Origin of the sequence: Nonomuraea sp. ZG12, from assembly GCF_052068115.1 — a bacterium.
In the GTDB taxonomy this organism is placed as follows: domain Bacteria; phylum Actinomycetota; class Actinomycetes; order Streptosporangiales; family Streptosporangiaceae; genus Nonomuraea.
Genome location: NZ_JBQHCW010000009.1, coordinates 84,531 through 100,185, shown reverse-complemented (window position 1 = coordinate 100,185; position 15,655 = coordinate 84,531). Strand labels below are relative to the sequence as shown.

The 15,655-nt window shown below is 70.2% G+C and carries 15 protein-coding genes; 7 read left to right on the top strand and 8 right to left on the bottom strand.

What is annotated here, in order from left to right:
* Window positions 1-6 precede the first annotated feature (6 nt).
* From ACTMTF_RS24960 to ACTMTF_RS24950, 3 genes are all read right to left on the bottom strand, one after another.
* Complete coding sequence (locus tag ACTMTF_RS24960; protein WP_441112850.1) at window positions 7-1,173, bottom strand: C40 family peptidase; 1,167 nt, start codon at window positions 1,171-1,173, stop codon at window positions 7-9.
* 86 nt (window positions 1,174-1,259) lie between these two features.
* The gene (gene greA, locus ACTMTF_RS24955) at window positions 1,260-1,760 is read right to left on the bottom strand and encodes a transcription elongation factor GreA (protein ID WP_397011916.1); all 501 of its coding nucleotides are present in this window, start codon (window positions 1,758-1,760) and stop codon (window positions 1,260-1,262) included.
* Between the two features lie 107 nt (window positions 1,761-1,867).
* Window positions 1,868-2,284 (bottom strand): DUF4307 domain-containing protein, encoded by a 417-nt coding sequence (locus ACTMTF_RS24950; RefSeq protein WP_441112849.1) that lies wholly within the window; start codon window positions 2,282-2,284, stop codon window positions 1,868-1,870.
* Window positions 2,285-2,419: 135 nt separating this feature from the next.
* Between ACTMTF_RS24950 and mca the strand changes: the two genes are divergently transcribed.
* From mca to ACTMTF_RS24935, 3 genes are all read left to right on the top strand, one after another.
* Window positions 2,420-3,304, top strand: a complete 885-nt coding sequence (gene mca / locus ACTMTF_RS24945) for a mycothiol conjugate amidase Mca (RefSeq protein ID WP_441112848.1) — start codon at window positions 2,420-2,422, stop codon at window positions 3,302-3,304.
* A 66-nt stretch (window positions 3,305-3,370) separates the two neighbouring features.
* Window positions 3,371-3,532 carry a hypothetical protein gene (locus ACTMTF_RS24940; protein WP_397011922.1) on the top strand — a complete coding sequence of 54 codons (162 nt, stop codon included), beginning with the start codon at window positions 3,371-3,373 and terminating at the stop codon, window positions 3,530-3,532.
* Window positions 3,533-3,817, top strand: coding sequence for a GNAT family N-acetyltransferase (locus ACTMTF_RS24935; RefSeq protein ID WP_397011924.1), 285 nt, complete (start codon window positions 3,533-3,535; stop codon window positions 3,815-3,817). It begins immediately after the preceding gene.
* On the opposite strand, the gene ACTMTF_RS24930 is transcribed toward ACTMTF_RS24935, so the two are convergent.
* Window positions 3,803-4,954 (bottom strand): hypothetical protein, encoded by a 1,152-nt coding sequence (locus tag ACTMTF_RS24930; RefSeq protein WP_441112847.1) that lies wholly within the window; start codon window positions 4,952-4,954, stop codon window positions 3,803-3,805. The two genes, ACTMTF_RS24935 and ACTMTF_RS24930, sit on opposite strands and share 15 nt — an antisense overlap.
* Before the next feature lie 98 nt (window positions 4,955-5,052).
* On the opposite strand from ACTMTF_RS24930, the gene ACTMTF_RS24925 reads away from it, so the two are divergent.
* A complete protein-coding gene (locus tag ACTMTF_RS24925; RefSeq protein WP_441112846.1) occupies window positions 5,053-7,044 on the top strand; it encodes a thioredoxin domain-containing protein in 1,992 nt (663 codons plus the stop codon).
* A gap of 98 nt (window positions 7,045-7,142) precedes the next feature.
* Here ACTMTF_RS24925 and ACTMTF_RS24920 read toward each other — a convergent pair whose 3' ends face one another.
* Together ACTMTF_RS24920 and ACTMTF_RS24915 are read right to left on the bottom strand one after the other, a co-directional pair.
* The gene (locus ACTMTF_RS24920) at window positions 7,143-9,251 is read right to left on the bottom strand and encodes a transglycosylase domain-containing protein (RefSeq protein ID WP_441112845.1); all 2,109 of its coding nucleotides are present in this window, start codon (window positions 9,249-9,251) and stop codon (window positions 7,143-7,145) included.
* 98 nt (window positions 9,252-9,349) lie between these two features.
* Window positions 9,350-9,835 (bottom strand): Lrp/AsnC family transcriptional regulator, encoded by a 486-nt coding sequence (locus ACTMTF_RS24915; protein WP_397011931.1) that lies wholly within the window; start codon window positions 9,833-9,835, stop codon window positions 9,350-9,352.
* A gap of 103 nt (window positions 9,836-9,938) precedes the next feature.
* Here ACTMTF_RS24915 and hppD point away from each other — a divergent pair, with 103 nt between their 5' ends.
* The 3 genes from hppD to ACTMTF_RS24900 all read left to right on the top strand — a co-directional run bounded on the left by hppD (window position 9,939) and on the right by ACTMTF_RS24900 (window position 13,349).
* Entirely contained in the window at window positions 9,939-11,048 is a 1,110-nt protein-coding gene (hppD, locus tag ACTMTF_RS24910; protein WP_441112844.1) for a 4-hydroxyphenylpyruvate dioxygenase, read from the top strand.
* A gap of 72 nt (window positions 11,049-11,120) precedes the next feature.
* Window positions 11,121-12,530 (top strand): M1 family metallopeptidase, encoded by a 1,410-nt coding sequence (locus tag ACTMTF_RS24905; protein ID WP_441112843.1) that lies wholly within the window; start codon window positions 11,121-11,123, stop codon window positions 12,528-12,530.
* A 132-nt stretch (window positions 12,531-12,662) separates the two neighbouring features.
* The gene (locus tag ACTMTF_RS24900; RefSeq protein ID WP_441112842.1) at window positions 12,663-13,349 is read left to right on the top strand and encodes a DUF4386 domain-containing protein; all 687 of its coding nucleotides are present in this window, start codon (window positions 12,663-12,665) and stop codon (window positions 13,347-13,349) included.
* On the opposite strand, the gene ACTMTF_RS24895 is transcribed toward ACTMTF_RS24900, so the two are convergent.
* On the bottom strand, window positions 13,346-14,383 hold the full coding sequence (locus ACTMTF_RS24895) for an ROK family protein (RefSeq protein ID WP_441112841.1): 1,038 nt from the start codon (window positions 14,381-14,383) through the stop codon (window positions 13,346-13,348). The two genes, ACTMTF_RS24900 and ACTMTF_RS24895, sit on opposite strands and share 4 nt — an antisense overlap.
* A complete protein-coding gene (locus tag ACTMTF_RS24890) occupies window positions 14,380-15,561 on the bottom strand; it encodes an FIST signal transduction protein (protein WP_397012231.1) in 1,182 nt (393 codons plus the stop codon). The genes ACTMTF_RS24895 and ACTMTF_RS24890 overlap by 4 nt, the downstream gene beginning before the upstream one ends.
* Window positions 15,562-15,655 lie beyond the last annotated feature (94 nt).

The following is a 15,655-nucleotide window of genomic DNA, read 5'->3' as shown; positions in this document are numbered from 1 at the left end:
GAAGGCTCAGCGAACCTGGGTGGCGGCCTGCGGGCTCACCCTGACCACACCGGCCAGGTTGCGGGTGTTCACCGGGGCGATCTTGACCACGTCCCCCGTGCGGGGGGCGTGCAGCATCTTGCCGTTGCCCCAGTAGATCGCCACATGCGAGATGTAGGCGGGATTGGTGGGGTCGTTGCGCCAGAACAGCAGGTCACCCGGCTGCGCATCCCTGAGCGGCACCTGCGGGCCCGTCACCCACTGCTGGTGCGTCACGCGCGGCATGCGTACCCCCGCCTGACCGTAGGCCCACTGGACGAGCCCCGAGCAGTCGAAGGTGGTCGGCCCCTCGGCGCCCCACACGTACGGTGTGCCGAGCTTGGAGGCGGCGGCCTCCAGGGCGGCCGTGAGCTGCTCACCCGACATGAACGACCCGGTCGGCCAGTTGCGCTGCCTGGTCTGCCGTACGGGCAGCACCGGGTTGACCATGGCCGTCTGGGTGCCCTTCGGCAGCAGCTTCTCCAGCTTGTCGCGGAGCCTGGCCGAGTCGGCCTTCGGGGCGCTGATGATCAGCGCGTTGTCACGCGGGAGGCCCAGCGTGCGGCCGGTCCGCTTGGACACGACCGCGTCCACCCCGCCGAAGCCGGTCGTGGCGTAGGCGCCGATCCGCAGCGGCCCGGCCGGCCCGCTCACCTTCCGATGCAGCGTCAGCCCGCCGTCGTTGCCCAGCACGAACGACACGGCCACGTCACCCGCCGCCACGTTGGACCACAGCGCGTCCGAGGCGGCCGTCACCTTGGGCGTGTAGGCGCGGAAAGAGGAGGGGTCGACGGCGAGGGTCTGCACCCGCTTGCCGTCGAGCGTGACGCTGGCGGCGTCGGCCAGCTCCAGCGCGCGCACCCCCGGCAGCCGGGCGACCTTCTGTAAGTGCGCCTGGGTGAGCGGCTTGCGCGTCACCACGAAGAGATTGGGCTTGTGCAGGCCCGCGAGCGGCTTCACCGGCTGCACCGTCTCCGACTGCGCCATCAGGCTCTGCTTCGGAGCCGGGCGGACCCGTACGGCCTCCGTGACGACCGGCTCGGCCGGCTGCCTGATCTCGGCGAGCAGCAGCACGTCGGCCGTCAGCACGGCGACCAGCGCCACCACGATGAACGGGATCAGCTTGCGGGTGTCACGCCGCCGCCTCGTGCTCACCAGGAAGCTGAGGTCCTGGCCGATCCCCGAGGAACGAGCGAACTCCGCCGGGCCAGCGTGGGCCCGGCGGAGCTGTTCTTCGGGGGTCAGTTGCCGATGTACGGCACAGCCTCGAGGATCTCGACGGTGTTCTGACGACCGTTCGGCATGCTGTACGTCGCCTTCTCACCGATCTTCTTGCCGTTGATCGCCGCGCCGAGCGGGGACCGTGGCGAGTAGACGTCGATCGGGGAGCCGCTCTCCTCACGGGAGGCGAGCAGGAACGTCACCTCGTCGTCGTCACCGGTGAAGCGGATGGTCACCGTCATGCCGGGGCCCACCACCCCCTCGGTCTTGGGGGCCTCACCCACCTGCGCGCTGTCCAGGATCTGCCGGAGGTGGAAGATCCGCGCCTCCATCTTGCCCTGTTCGTCCTTGGCCGCGTGGTAGCCGCCGTTCTCCTTGAGGTCACCCTCTTCGCGGGCGGCCTCGATCTTCTTGGCGATGTCGACGCGCCCGGGCCCCGAGAGATATTCGTACTCGGCCTTCAGGCGGTCGTACGCCTCCTGCGTCAGCCATGTGACGTTCTCATCGCGAGAGTCGGCCACGGGTTCTCCTTGCTAGCTAGGGGGCCCTGAGATCACTGAAGGTTGCATGCGGTTGAATCGCGAAAGACTAACAAGCCAACCGCGCGAACGCTTCCCCAAATGTCTCACTATACGAGATTGCAGTACTGCACGTGCACGGAAGTGGCCTGGACACTGGTGTCCAGGCGTTCCTTGAGCTGCTTACTACCCTCACCAGCGGGAATTCTTACTTCCTTGCTGCCCACTTCTGCGTGGTCCACGTCCGTGGCCCTGATCCGGCAGACCGCCGCCCTGTCGGAGGGCTTGCTGACGGTGAAGGTGATCTCGGCTTGGGCCGGGTCGACGTCGAAGGACACCACCTGCGCCACCGCGCCGGTGTTGCTGCCGGTCATCGACCACATCACATAACCCCATCCACCTGCGATGATGGCCACGAGCACGCCGATCACGACGTGCACGACGAGCCGCCCGCCGCGTTCTGGACGGTCGGGGAAGTCGTCGGGTGTGCCGAGAACGGGCCCGTTCTCGACATCTCTGGTGGCCATGGCGGAATCTCCCTGCACTCCCTGAGCGTTATCCGAGACAATTGTCGCCTGCGGGGGCCACGCCCTCGCGACCGCCCAGCAGAAACTAACCTCTCTGGGCAAGTGATCGGTCCCTACTGAGGAGACATCGAGCCCGTGAGTGCACCGCTGAGGCTGATGGCCGTCCACGCCCACCCCGACGACGAGTCGAGCAAGGGCGCTGCGACGATGGCACGTTACGTCCGTGAAGGCGTGGACGTGCTGGTCTGTACGCTCACGGGCGGTGAGCGTGGTTCCGTGCTGAACCCCAAAATGGACCGTCCCGAGATCGTGGCGAACATCGCCGAGGTGCGCAGAGCCGAGATGGCCCGGGCCCGCGAGATCCTCGGCGTTGAGCAGCGTTTCATGGGATTCGTCGACTCGGGGCTGCCGGAGAACGAGGAGGAGGAGCTGCCCGAAGGCTGCTTCGCCGTGCAGAGGCTGGAGGACGCCTCGGCTCCGCTGGTCGCCGCGGTGCGCGAGTTCAGGCCGCATGTGATCATCACCTACGACGACGACGGCGGCTACCCGCACCCCGACCACATCATGACCAACAAGGTCTCGGTGGAGGCGTTCGAGGCGGCGGGCGACCCTGACCGCTACCCCGGCACCGGCGACCCGTGGCAGCCGCTGAAGCTCTACTACCACATGGGCTTCAGCAAGGACCGGTTCGAGGCGCTGCACGAGGCGATGACCGCGCGCGGCCTCGGCTCACCGTACGCCGACTGGATCTCCCGGTGGGAGGACCGGCCCACCAAGTGGCACGTGACCACCCAGGTGCGCTGCGCCGAATACTTCCGGATCCGCGACGAGGCGCTGCTCGCGCACGCCACCCAGGTGGACCCCGACGGCTGGTTCTTCCAGTGCCCGCGTGAGGTGCAGGAGGAGGTCTGGCCGACCGAGGACTACCACCTGGCGCGCTCGCTGGTCGACACCGAGCTGCCGGAGGACGACCTGTTCGCCGGGATCCACGCCGAGGAGAGCTCACCGGCCTGCCACTGAGCCACCTCTCCGCCGAGCCACTGAGCCGCCGAACCGAGCACGGCACCCAGGTGGCAGACTGGACGTGTGCACGTTCTAGCAGCAGGTGATATCAGCCCGGGCATCCTCGGCTTCACCGTCGTCGCCCTCATCGGCCTGGCCCTGTACGTTCTGGTCAAGTCCATGAACAAGCAGATCGCCAGGATCGAAGTGCCGCACGAGGCCGACCTCGACAAGAAATCCGAGTAGATGCCGACGATCGAAGTGGTCGACGACCCGGCGAAGAGCCGGTTCGAGGTTCTCGTGGACGGACAGGTCGCCGGGTTCGCCGACTACCGCCTGCGGGGCGCGAAGATCGTGCTCACGCACACCGAGGTCCAGCCGGAGCACGGGGGCAAGGGGCTGGCCGGCAGGCTGGTCAAGCACGCCCTGGAGGCGAGCCGCGACGCCGGACTGCGGGTCGTGCCCCTGTGCCCCTACGTGGTGACCTACATCGAGCGCCACCCCGAATACCAGGATCTAGTCGACGGGTGACCAGGCGCGCTCCAGCGCCTTGGGCAGGCCCCACCAGCCCAGCGGAGTGAGCACGCCGTCCTCGTCGACGATGCCGAGGTGCCCCCACAGGCTCACCACCGGGCCGAACAGCACCTCGGTCGCGCCGAGGTCGTCCGGGCCCTCGTCGTAGGCGTCGATGTCCTCGGACTCCGAGATCAGCCGGGCGATCCGCTCGGGTGAGGCGAGGACGCCCGGCCCCAGCCTGACCAGGGCGGTGACCGCCGCCAGCCAGTCGGCGTACTGGATGGCGAACAGGTTGGCCAGCACCGTGTCCTCGTCGCTGAGCTCACGATCGAGGTCCACGAACTCCTCCAGCAGGTCCGCCTCCTCCGGCAGGTCGGAGAGCGGCCCCGCGATCCCCGCCGCGACCGCCAGCCACAGCTCCGTGTCGTCGTCGGGCAGCGGCCGGTCCTCCAACCCCGCGCAGGCGCGCAACACGTTGGCCGGATAGCCGGGACGGTCGAGCAGCCCCCGCAGCCGGGTGCCGGCCCGCGCGAGGTCCGCCACGGGCAGATCCGGCTGCTTGTCCAGCTCGCCCATGATCCGGTGCAGCTCCGACAGCGCCAGCGCCTCCTCCTCGCCCACCGCGGCATGAAGCTCCTCGTCCTGCTCGTCGCTGACCACGAAGCCCGGCACCCGCCCGTCGGGCAGCGGCGTGCTGAGCCAGCGCTCCTGCAGCTCCTCGTAGGCGCGGCGGGCCCGGTGGTCGCCGGTCGCCAGCGCGTCCGGGTCGATCTCCCCCGAGCGCATCCGCTCCTCCAGGTAGGCGACGAGCAGGTCGAACATCTCCTCCGTCACCGGCCCGCGCTCGTTCTCCTCCGCCCACACGAAATAGCTCGGCGTCATCAGGATCGGCTCGCTCCCCGTCGACTCGACCCAGCGCTGCACGTCGCCGACGGTGGCGGCCCCCGACTCGATCGAGCCGAGCGTCGTCCTGGCCGACTCCCAGAACGGCGGCGACAGCGGGTTGCCGGCGGCCAGAAGCTCCCGCCGCAGGTCGGGCAGCGCCACGAGCGCCACCCCGGAGGGCACGGTGAGCAGCGCGCGTGCGACGTCCCTGCGAGTGAGAGCGGCTGCAGGACGGCCGGCGTGCGCACAGACGTAGTCGAGGTCCACGATCCGTAAACTACGCCCCCGCTCCCCCGCGCACACAGCCGCCCGGAGAACACCAGGTCACCCCGATCGTCACCGGAGCGACCGTCTAAAGTGAAGTAATGAACCGGTTGCAGGACGCGACGAGCCCCTACCTGCTGCAACACGCGGGCAATCCCGTCGACTGGCACCCGTGGGGCGAGGAGGCGTTCGCCGAGGCCCGGCGCCGCGACGTGCCGCTGCTGATCAGCGTCGGCTACTCGGCGTGTCACTGGTGCCACGTCATGGCGCACGAGAGCTTCGAGGATCCCGGCACCGCCCGGCTGATGAACGACAACTTCGTCAACATCAAGGTGGACCGCGAGGAACGCCCCGACGTCGACGCCGTCTACATGAGCGCCACCCAGGCCATGACCCAGCAGGGCGGCTGGCCGATGACCGTGTTCGCCACACCCGAGGGACATCCGTTCTACTGCGGCACCTACTTCCCGCGCCCCCAGTTCCAGCGGCTGCTGCAGGGCCTGTCCGGCGCGTGGGCCAACGACCGGGCGACCGTGCTGGAGCAGGGCTCGAAGGTGGTGGAGGTGCTCAACTCCAGCGCCTCCCTGCCCAGCGGGCCGCTGCCCACCGACGAGACGCTGGAGACGGCCGTACGCAACCTGCGCGAGTCGTTCGATCCGGTGCGCGGCGGCTTCGGCGGCGCGCCGAAGTTCCCGCCGTCGATGGTGCTGGAGTTCCTGCTGCGCTCCGGTGAGCGCGAGATGAGCGGCACGACGCTCGCCGCGATGGCGCGCGGCGGCATCTACGACCAGCTCGGCGGCGGCTTCGCCCGCTACAGCGTGGACGCCGGCTGGGTGGTGCCGCACTTCGAGAAGATGCTGTACGACAACGCGCTGCTGCTGCGGGTCTACACCCACTGGTGGCGGGCCGGCGGCGGCCCGCTGGCCCGTCGGGTGGCGCTGGAGACCGCCGACTGGCTGCTGCGCGAGCTGCGCACCACCGAGGGCGGCTTCGCCTCCGCCCTGGACGCCGACAGCGAGGGCGAAGAGGGCCGCTTCTACGTCTGGACGCCCGAGCAACTGCGCGAGGTGCTCGGCGACGACGACGGGGCGTGGGCGGCCGAGGTGTTCGACGTGACCGGCACGTTCGAGCACGGCACGTCCGTCCTGCAACTCCCGCAGGACCCCGCCGACCCCGCCCGGCTGGCGAGCGTGCGCGAGCGGCTGCTCGCCGCCCGGGAGGAGCGCGTACGTCCAGGACGGGACGACAAGGTGGTGGCCGGCTGGACCGGGCTCGCCATCGCGGCCCTGGCCGAGACCGGCATGGCGCTCGACCGGCCCGACCTGGTGAAGGCCGCCGAGGCCGCCGCGACCCTGCTCGAACGGGTGCACGTGGCCGACGGCAGGCTGCTGCGGACCTCCCGCGACGGCCGGGCGGGCACGAACGCCGGAGTGCTGGAGGACTACGCCAACCTGGCCGAGGGGCTGATCGCCCTCTACGGGGCGACCGGGCAGACGCGCTGGTTCCGGCTGGCGGGCACGCTGCTCGACACCCTGCTCGACCGGTTCGCCGACGGGACGGGCGGCTTCTACGACACCGCGGACGACGCCGAGCGGCTGTTCCAGCGGCCGCAGGACCCCACTGACAACGCCACGCCCTCTGGGCAGTACGCCGCGGCGGGGGCGCTGCTGTCGTACGCCGCCCTGACCGGCTCCAGCAGGCACCGGGAGGCCGCGCACGCGGCCCTCGGCACGGTCTCGGTGCTGGCGGCCAAGCACGCCCGGTTCGCCGGCTGGGGGCTCGCGGTGGCGCGGGCGGCGCTCGACGGGCCGGTCGAGGTGGCGGTCGTCGGGCCGCCCGGCGACCCGCGTACCGAGATCCTGCATCGGGAGGCCTACCTCGCCGACGTGCCCGGCCTGGTGATCGCCCTGGGCGGCCCCGCGACGCCGGCCGCCGAGAGCACGGACGGCGAGGTCGCGGACGGCGGGGTGCCGCTGCTGGAAGGGCGGCAGCTGATCGCCGGCGCGCCGGCGGCCTACGTGTGCCGCGGCTTCACCTGCCGGCTGCCCGTCACCACCCCCGAAGACCTACGGGCCCAACTGGCCGACCGCTAGCCCCACCGCGCCCCGGCCGCCTGATCGTCAGATCTACGCGGCCGGGTGGCGGCGCGACCGCGTGGCCGGGGGGCGGCGCTGCCGGGCGGCGGGGTGGGTCAGCCGAGGTCGGCCGGGTCGGCTTCGCCGTCGTCGGGGCGGCCGGAGGGCTGGAGGTCCGGCACGGCCGGCTGGTCCGTGTCCCGCTCGGGAGGTCCCTGCTCCTCCTCGACGGGGCCCTCCTCGATCGGCGCGTCGTCGACGAGGGGCGGCTCGGTGACCTCGTTCTCCGGGACGTCGTCCCACTGCTCCGGCTGCCGGGTGGGGGTGGTGGTGGGGCGCTCGTCGTAGTCGCGCTCCGGCGCGGAGTAGTCCGGCGTGTAGCCGAGGCTGGACGGCTCGGGGAAGTCCTCGACGGGCTTGTCCCGCATGGCCTCGGTCATGAACGCCCGCCAGATCTGCGCCGGCAGCTGACCGCCGAACTGCACGCCGTAGCCGGGGACGCTGACCGGCTTGTTGTCGGAGCGGAACATGTCCACCGCGACGGCCAGCTGCGGGGTGAAGCCGTTGAACCAGACCGACCGGGAGTCGTCCGTGGTGCCCGTCTTGCCCGCCACGGGACGGTCGTAGAGCCGTGCCGCCGTGCCGGTGCCGTACTGCACGACCTGCCGCATCGCGTAGGTGGCGTCCGCCGCCGCCTGCTTGCTGACGGCCTCGGTGGCCACCGGCTTGATCGTGTCCTTCTTGCCGTCGGCGCCAGTGACGCGCTTGACCACGTGCGCCTCCATGTGGACGCCGCCGTTGGCGAGGGTGGAGAAGCCGGACGCGTTCTGCACGGCGCTCACGGAGGCCACGCCGAGCGGGAAGGTGGCGGCCTCGACGTGCGGGCCGAGCTGCTGGGCCGGGATGCCCATGGCGGTGGCGGTGGCGGCGACCTTGTCCGTGCCCACCTTCTGGGCGAGGTCCACGAAGGCGGTGTTGACGGAGTTCTGGGTGGCGCTCACCAGGTTGATCTGCCCGTAGGAGCGGCCGCTGTCGTTGGGGATGGGGGTGTCGGGGGCGGAGGCCACCCGCATCGGGGAGTTGCCGTTGACCCTGGTGGACAGCTCGAAGCCGTTGTCCAGCGCGGCGGCCAGCGTGTAGGGCTTGAAGGTGGAGCCGGCCATCACCTTGGCGGAGAAGGCGTTGTCGTACTTCGTCTGGTCGGGGCTGCCGCCGTAGAAGGCGACGATCTCGCCGGTGGCCGGGTCGACCGCGGCCAGGCCGGTGCGCACCTTCTTGGGCGTGGAGTCCGGCAGCGTCTCCTTGACGGCGCGCTCGGCCGCCTCCATGAGCTTCTTGTCGAAGGTGGTGACGATCTTGAGGCCGCCGCCGTTGATGTCCTCGTCGGAGTAGCCGCGCCGGTTGAGCTCCGAGGTCACCTGCTCCAGCATGTACTGCGCCTGCCCCTTGAGCTGGAACGGCTTCTTCGGCGCGGTCAGCTTGGGGAACTTCTGCTCGGCGGCCTCCTCGGCGGTGAGCGCGCCGGTCTCGGCCATGGCCTGGACGACCGACCGCCAGCGGACCTCGGCGGCGTCGAGGTCGGCGCCCTTGGGGTCGGCGAAGCGGCTGGGCTGCTGGATGACCGCGGCGAGGTAGGCGCCCTGGGCGACGCCGAGCTCGTCGACGTCCTTGCCGAAGTAGGCCTGGGCCGCGGCCTGGACGCCGTTGGCGCCGCGGCCGAAGTAGATGGTGTTGAGATACTGCTCCAGCACCCAGTCCTTGGACTTGGACTGGTCGACCTTGATCGAGATCATGATCTCTTTGAATTTGCGGGTGATGGACCGTTCCTGGCTCAGGCCGCTGTAGTAGTTGCGCACCAGCTGCTGGGTGATGGTGGAGCCGCCCTGGAGCTGCTGGCCGGTGAGCGTCGACCACAGGGCGCGCGTGGTGCCCTTGGCCGAGACGCCGCCGTCCTCGTAGAACGAGCGGTTCTCGGCCGCGATCACGGCGTCGCGCACGTGCTCGGGCACCTTGGCCAGCTCCACGGTGCGGCGGTCGACGCCCTGCCGGGCGATGACGCTCTTGCCGTCGCGGTAGTAGATGACCGAGCCCTGCGCCGTGGCGTCCTTCTGGGTGCTGTCCGGGATGGGGGTCATCGCCCACGCGATGCCGAAAAGCGCGGCCAGCACGAGGAACCCCGAGCCACCGACAATCAGTGAGATACGGAGCCATCGCCGCTTCCGCATGCCGTCACCCCCCGATCACGTCCGTCGATCCCCCCGTCACCTGGGCGAAGGTCACAAGGGTAAACGATCGATAACGGTGCATCGTCCCTCCGCCGATGCTACGGCTCGCGCGCCGCCCGGCGAGGGACATCGGCGACCAACGGGAGGACTCGGTACGGAACCGGGGTGTCCAGAGCGATGATCGACGACGTTCTGAGCACGCCTTGGACGTCCACGATCTCGTCGATGACCCGCTGCAGATCGGCGTTGGTCCGGGCCACCACCCGGCACAGCAGGTCGCTGCCGCCGGTGATGGTGTGCACCTCCAGCACCTCGGGGATGAGCGCCAGCCGGTCGGCGACCGGGTCGTGCCCGGCGACCTGGCGGATCTCCATCAGGACGAAGGCGGTGACGTCGTAGCCGAGCGCCTCGGTCGAGATGTCGGGGCCGAACCCGGTGATGACGCCTCGGGCGGCCAGCCTGTCCAGCCGGGCCTGGACGGTCCCGCGGGCGACGCCGAGCCTGCGCGAGCACTCCAGCACGCCGAGCCTCGGCTCGGCGGACAGCAACGCGATCAACCGGGCGTCCAGCTCATCGATCGTCATGGTGTACAGGTTCTCCGGTGGATGCCGTCCAGCAGTGGGCATATTGTCCACTGTTTTAAGCAACTCTTGCACAACTCGTCCATCTCTATCGAGAGTTAGCTCTATGAGCGATGTCTTTCCGGTCAACGGGATGGATGCCGTGGTGTTCGCCGTCGGCAACGCCAAGCAGGCAGCCCACTACTACTCGACGGCTTTCGGCATGAAGCTGGTGGCCTATCGCGGGCCGGAGAACGGCAGCCGCGACGAGGTGGCCTACGTGCTCACCTCGGGCAGCGCCAGGTTCGAGCTCCGGTCCTCGATCAGGCCCGGCACCGACCTGGCCGGGCACGTGGCCGAGCACGGCGACGGAGTGATCGACCTGGCCCTGGAGGTCCCGGACGTGGAGGCGGCCTATCGGCACGCCGTGGCCCACGGCGCGCGCGGCCTGGCGGAGCCGTACACGATGGAGGACGAGCGCGGCAAGGTCGTGCTCGCGGCGATCGCCACCTACGGCGAGACGCGGCACACACTCGTGGACAGGGCCAATTACGGCGGCGTGTACCTGCCGGGATACCAGCCCGCCACGCCGCTCGTCGCGCCGCCCGCCACCAGGACCGGGCGGCTGTTCCAGGCCGTCGACCACTGTGTGGGCAACGTCGAGCTCGGCAAGATGGACGAATGGGTGGAGTTCTACCGGAAGGTCATGGGCTTCACGAACATGGCGGAGTTCGTCGGCGACGACATCGCCACGGAGTATTCGGCGCTGATGTCCAAGGTCGTCGCGGACGGCTCGCGCAAGGTCAAGTTCCCGCTGAACGAGCCGGCGGTCAGCCGCAAGAAGTCGCAGATCGACGAGTATCTGGAGTTCTACGGCGGGCCCGGCGTGCAGCACATCGCGCTGGCCACCAACGACATCCTGACCACGGTCGACCACATGCGCGCGGCCGGGATGGAGTTCCTCGACACGCCCGACTCCTACTACGACGACCCCGAGCTGCGCGGCCGCATCGGCGAGGTGCGGGCGCCGATCGAGGAGCTGAAGAAGCGCAAGATCCTGGTCGACAGGGACGAGGACGGCTACCTGCTGCAGATCTTCACCAAGCCGGTGCAGGACCGGCCGACGGTCTTCTTCGAGCTCATCGAGCGGCACGGCTCGCTGGGGTTCGGCAAGGGCAACTTCAAGGCGCTCTTCGAGGCCATCGAGCGCGAGCAGGAGCGCAGGGGAAACCTCTGACGCGAGGCGTCTCCAGCGGTGCCTGACTCAGCGTAGTCTGGTGGTCACGCATCGAAGGGGGACGTAGCGCAGATGAGGTCCACCAAGCGGCAGGCCGCCGTTCTCCTGGCCACCCTGATGGGCGCGCTCGCCTGCGGGCCGTCCGACGGGGCGGCCCGCCCGGCCGAGCGACTCTCCGCCCAGGCCGGCGCGCCGGGGATCGGCGACGCCGACTTCCCCCTCGACGGCAACGGCGGCTACGACGTCTCCCATTACGCGCTCAAGCTCGGCTACACCCCGGCGGGCCGGCGGCTCGACGGCGTGGCGACGATCCAGGCCACGGCCAAGCAATCGCTGACCCGGTTCAACCTGGACCTCAAGGGCTTCAAGGTGAGCGAGGTCTCCGTCGACGGGGCCGCCGCCACGTTCTCCCGCGCGGGCCACGAGCTGACCGTCGCCCCCGCCGCGCCGCTGCGGCAGGGGTCGGCCTTCACCGTCAAGGTGGCCTACGCGGGCGTCCCGCAGCCGGTCGTGGACTCTTCCAACCTCGGCCGGTACGGCTTCATCCCGACCCCCGACGGCGCGTTCGTGGCCTGCGAGCCCAACGGCGCCAGGACCTGGTTCCCCGGCAACGACCACCCCGCCGACAAGGCCACCTTCGACTTCGAGATCACCGTGCCCAAGGGCGTGACCGCGCTGGCCAACGGCGAGCTCACCGGCAAGCCGCGCACCTCGGGCGGCAAGACCACCTTCACCTGGCGCGAGGCGCACCCGATGACCACCTACCTGGCGACGGCCACGGTCGGCAAGTTCCAGCTCCGGCAGGGCACGACGCCGGGCGGCATCCGCAACCTGGCGGCGGTCGACCCCAAGTTCGCCGGCTCGCTGGACAAGCTCTACAAGCTCTCCGCCGAGATCACCGACCATTGGGGCACCGTGTTCGGCCGCTACCCGTTCTCCTCCACGGGCGGCGTGGTCGACGACTTCTCGGCCGGCTACGCGCTGGAGAACCAGACCAAGCCTCTCTACGGCGGCTTCGAGCCCGGCGCGGACATCATCGCCCACGAGCTGGCCCACCAGTGGTTCGGCAACAGCCTGAGCATCAAGCGCTGGAAGGACCTGTGGCTCAACGAGGGCTTCGCCACCTACGCCGAGTGGCTCTGGGCCGAACACAAGGGCACCGGCACCGCCGACGCCTCCTTCAAGTCCTTCTACGAGCGCCCGGCGAACGACTCCATCTGGGCCTACCCGCCCGGCCGCGCCAGGGCCGACGACCTGTTCAACGAGTCGGTCTACAGCCGTGGCGCGATGACGCTGCACGCGCTGCGCGGGGCCATCGGCGACGAGACGTTCTTCGAGCTGCTCAAGACCTGGACCAGCGAGCACCAGTACGGCTCCGTCACGACGGAGCAGTTCGTCGCGCTGGCCGAGCGCATGTCGGGCAAGCAGCTCGACGCTCTCTTCGACGCCTGGCTCTTCCAGCCGAAGCGTCCCACCCTCTGACCTTGCAAGCCCCCGGCAGCAGGGCGCCGCCCCTCCTGATGTAAAGAATCATAGACATGATGTCCGTCTTTTGTTACATTGACGATGTCAAAGATTCTTTACCTGACTCGTGTTCGAGCCCCAGGAGGGGAAATGAACTCGTCCGGAACGATGCGCGGGCCTGCCATGGTCGCGGGGTTATCCCTCTTCGCGATGGCCGTCCTGGGCGGGCTGGCCAACTTCGGCGTCCTGGAGAACGTGGTCACCGAGGGCGACGCGGAGCGAACCGCGCAAGCCATCCGCGACTCAGAGGGGCTGTTCCGCTACGCCGTGCTCGGGCTGACTCTGGTGGCGATCCTCGACGTGATCGTCGCCAAGGCTCTCCTGGACTTCTTCAAGCCGGTCCACGAAGGTGTCGCCACTCTCGCGGCGTGGCTGAGACTGGCGTACGCGGGAGTGTTCCTGGTCGCCATCGGCCAACTCGCCGGCGCGCTGCCCCTGGCCGGCGATCCCTGGCCCGCAGGCGCGTACACACCGGAGCAGTTCCACGCCGAGGCACTACTGAAGATCAACGGCTTTCACGACCTCTGGCACGCCGGGCTCACCTTCTTCGGCCTTCACCTGCTGCTCCTCGGCTACCTGGCCTACCGGTGGGCCAGGGTGGTGGGCGTCCTGCTCGGGATCGCGGGGCTCGGATACCTCGTGGACAGCTTCGGCGCGGTGCTCGGTCACACGCCCGATGCCGCCGTGTTCACCTTCGTCGGCGAAGTGGTCCTCATGCTGTGGCTGCTGGTCAAAGGCAGGAACATCATCCCGAGCAGCGTGGCGGTGGCCTCCTAGTAGCGCTCCGCGGCCAGGATCAACGCGGCCGCGCCGACCAGCCCCGCCTCCTGGCCCAAGGCAGCGGGCACCACCCGGACCCGGCGGGCGAAGTCCATGCGGGCGTGCTCGCGCAGCGCCTCCTCCAGCGGCCCGAACAGCGGCTCACCCGCCTGCGACAGGCCGCCGCCGATGGTCACCAGGTCCAGGTCGCACAGATGGGTGGCGGACGCGATCGCGATACCCAGCGCGCGTCCGGCCCGCCGCATCGCGGCCACGGCCACCTCGTCACCTGCCCGAGCGTCCGCCGCCAGCGCGCGCCCGGTGACCGCCCGATCCTCCCGGTACGTCTCCACCCCCAGCACTCCGGCGACCCCCACCCCGGCGGCCCCCAGATTGGCCATCCCCGGACCCGTCACACAAGGATCGGCGAGCCCCGGACCCGGCGTGTCCGCGCCGGTGGGGGTAGCCGGGGTCCAGCCCTGGGACAGGGCCCACTCGGTGAGGGCGGGGCCTCTGGCGACCGCCTCCAGGCAGCCGTGGCCGCCGCACCCGCACCGCGGCCCGCCCTCGGGCTCCACCACGACGTGCCCGATGTGCCCGGAGTTGCCGGTGCCGCCGTTGATCAGGCGTCCGCCGAGGATGAGCCCGCCGCCCACCCCGGTCGACACCACCATGCCGAGCATGTCGGCGCTGCCACGGCCCGCGCCCTGCCAGTGCTCGGCCACGGCCACGCAGATCGCGTCGTTGTGTATCCGTACCGGAAGGCCGGGAAAGCGGGCCGCGAGCCTGGCGCGCAGCGGGAAGCCGCGCCAGCCGGGGATGTTGAGCGGTGACACCTCACCGTCCGGCCAGGTCATCGGGCCGCCGCAGCCGACCCCCACCCCGTCCACCTCGCCGGAGAGCGGCTCGATCAGGTCCGTGAGCGTCTTCCACAGTGTCTGCCCGTCCGCGTGCTGCGGGGTGGCGACGCGCGTGATCCGTCGTGGTGTGCCGTCGGGGCCGACGAGGGCGGCCGCCATCTTGGTGCCGCCCACGTCGATCGCGAGGATCACGCGCCGCCTGCCGATCCGGAGGAGGAGAAGACGAGCACGGAGGCGGTGAAGCCGTGCACGTGGTTGTGGCCCGCGACCGGCCCTACCTCGCCTGCGGCGAAGAACCCGGCCATGCCGATGGGGCCGAGCGTGTCGCGCAGGGCGACGGGGTCGTGGTCGGCGGTGCCGAACATCGCCGAGCCACGGCCGTTGCAGGAGAACAGCAGCGCGCCGTCGACCCTGCCGAGCTCCTCGCGGTGCGCGTCGAGCAGGTCGTAGAGGTCCTCGTCGGCGGTGGCGGCGTCGCGCACCTGGAAGCGCACGGTGCGGCCGATGTCCACGATGTCGCCGATGGCCACGGCCTCGCGTTCGGGGTCGATGCCGATCACACCTCTGATCAGGAAGTCGCCGCGTTCGTGGCGTTCGGCGTACTCGTCCATGGCCACGCCGATCTGCAGTCCGGCGGCCACCAGCTCGCGGTCGTCCTCGTCGAGGTCGCTGACGATGTCCTCAAGGCGGGAGAGGGCGGGCTGCCCGGCCAGCTCCAGCAGCAGGTTCTCCTCGCAGCGGGTGACGACCATGCTGGGGCCGATCGGGCGGCAGCCCTGGCTGACCACGGTGCTGACCCGTACGGCTCCGCTGATCAGCACGCCGATCGCGCCTTCGGTGTAGACCTCGCCGTCGGCGAACAGCCGGACCGACCCGCGGCCCTGGAGCCCGTTGGCCAGGCCGCCGATCAGCGGCAGGTCGCCGAGCACCTCCACGGACCGTTCGACGAAGGCGTCCGTCGGGAAGGAGTAGGGGTCGGCGAGGATGATCGCCACATGGTCGTCGGCGCCGCGCTCGGGCAGCCCGACCACCACGAACTTGTCCTCGGCGGTCAGCGTCTCCAGCGCGAAGGTGGTGATCTCCGCCCCGTCGAGGGTCGCCGCCCAGGCGCTCACGGCGGGTGTCAGCTCCACGCCCTGCCCGTCGCCGATCACCCCGGTGGCGCTGCAGCCGATCACCTGCGCTTCCGGCGCGAGCCGCATGGCGCGCTCGCCCGCCCTGGCCACGTCCTCTGGGTCCTCGCCGCAGATGAAGAAACAGACCAGGTCGGCTTGCCCGTTGAGTCTCGCCAGGGCTTGGCCGACGGCCTTCTCCGCGGCCGTCACCAGATCGGAATCCACGGCGAGGCCGTCAGCGAAGCGGCTCGTCATCAGTGCCACGCCTCTCGCCTCCCTCAGCAGGTCCAAGTCCCCTAGGCCCGATTCTCCCCCTTAAAAGGACAAGCACGCACACGAACCGTCACCT

What these genes read in the sequence shown, in the direction of transcription:
- ACTMTF_RS24915 (WP_397011931.1), bottom strand. Translation starts at nt 9,835, where the DNA reads ATGACGATCGATGAGCTGGACGCCCGGTTGATCGCGTTGCTGTCCGCC.
- ACTMTF_RS24925 (WP_441112846.1), top strand. Translation starts at nt 5,053, where the DNA reads ATGAACCGGTTGCAGGACGCGACGAGCCCCTACCTGCTGCAACACGCG.
- ACTMTF_RS24905 (WP_441112843.1), top strand. Translation starts at nt 11,121, where the DNA reads ATGAGGTCCACCAAGCGGCAGGCCGCCGTTCTCCTGGCCACCCTGATG.
- ACTMTF_RS24890 (WP_397012231.1), bottom strand. Translation starts at nt 15,561, where the DNA reads ATGACGAGCCGCTTCGCTGACGGCCTCGCCGTGGATTCCGATCTGGTG.
- ACTMTF_RS24935 (WP_397011924.1), top strand. Translation starts at nt 3,533, where the DNA reads ATGCCGACGATCGAAGTGGTCGACGACCCGGCGAAGAGCCGGTTCGAG.
- ACTMTF_RS24950 (WP_441112849.1), bottom strand. Translation starts at nt 2,284, where the DNA reads ATGGCCACCAGAGATGTCGAGAACGGGCCCGTTCTCGGCACACCCGAC.
- ACTMTF_RS24920 (WP_441112845.1), bottom strand. Translation starts at nt 9,251, where the DNA reads ATGCGGAAGCGGCGATGGCTCCGTATCTCACTGATTGTCGGTGGCTCG.
- hppD (WP_441112844.1), top strand. Translation starts at nt 9,939, where the DNA reads ATGAGCGATGTCTTTCCGGTCAACGGGATGGATGCCGTGGTGTTCGCC.
- ACTMTF_RS24900 (WP_441112842.1), top strand. Translation starts at nt 12,663, where the DNA reads ATGAACTCGTCCGGAACGATGCGCGGGCCTGCCATGGTCGCGGGGTTA.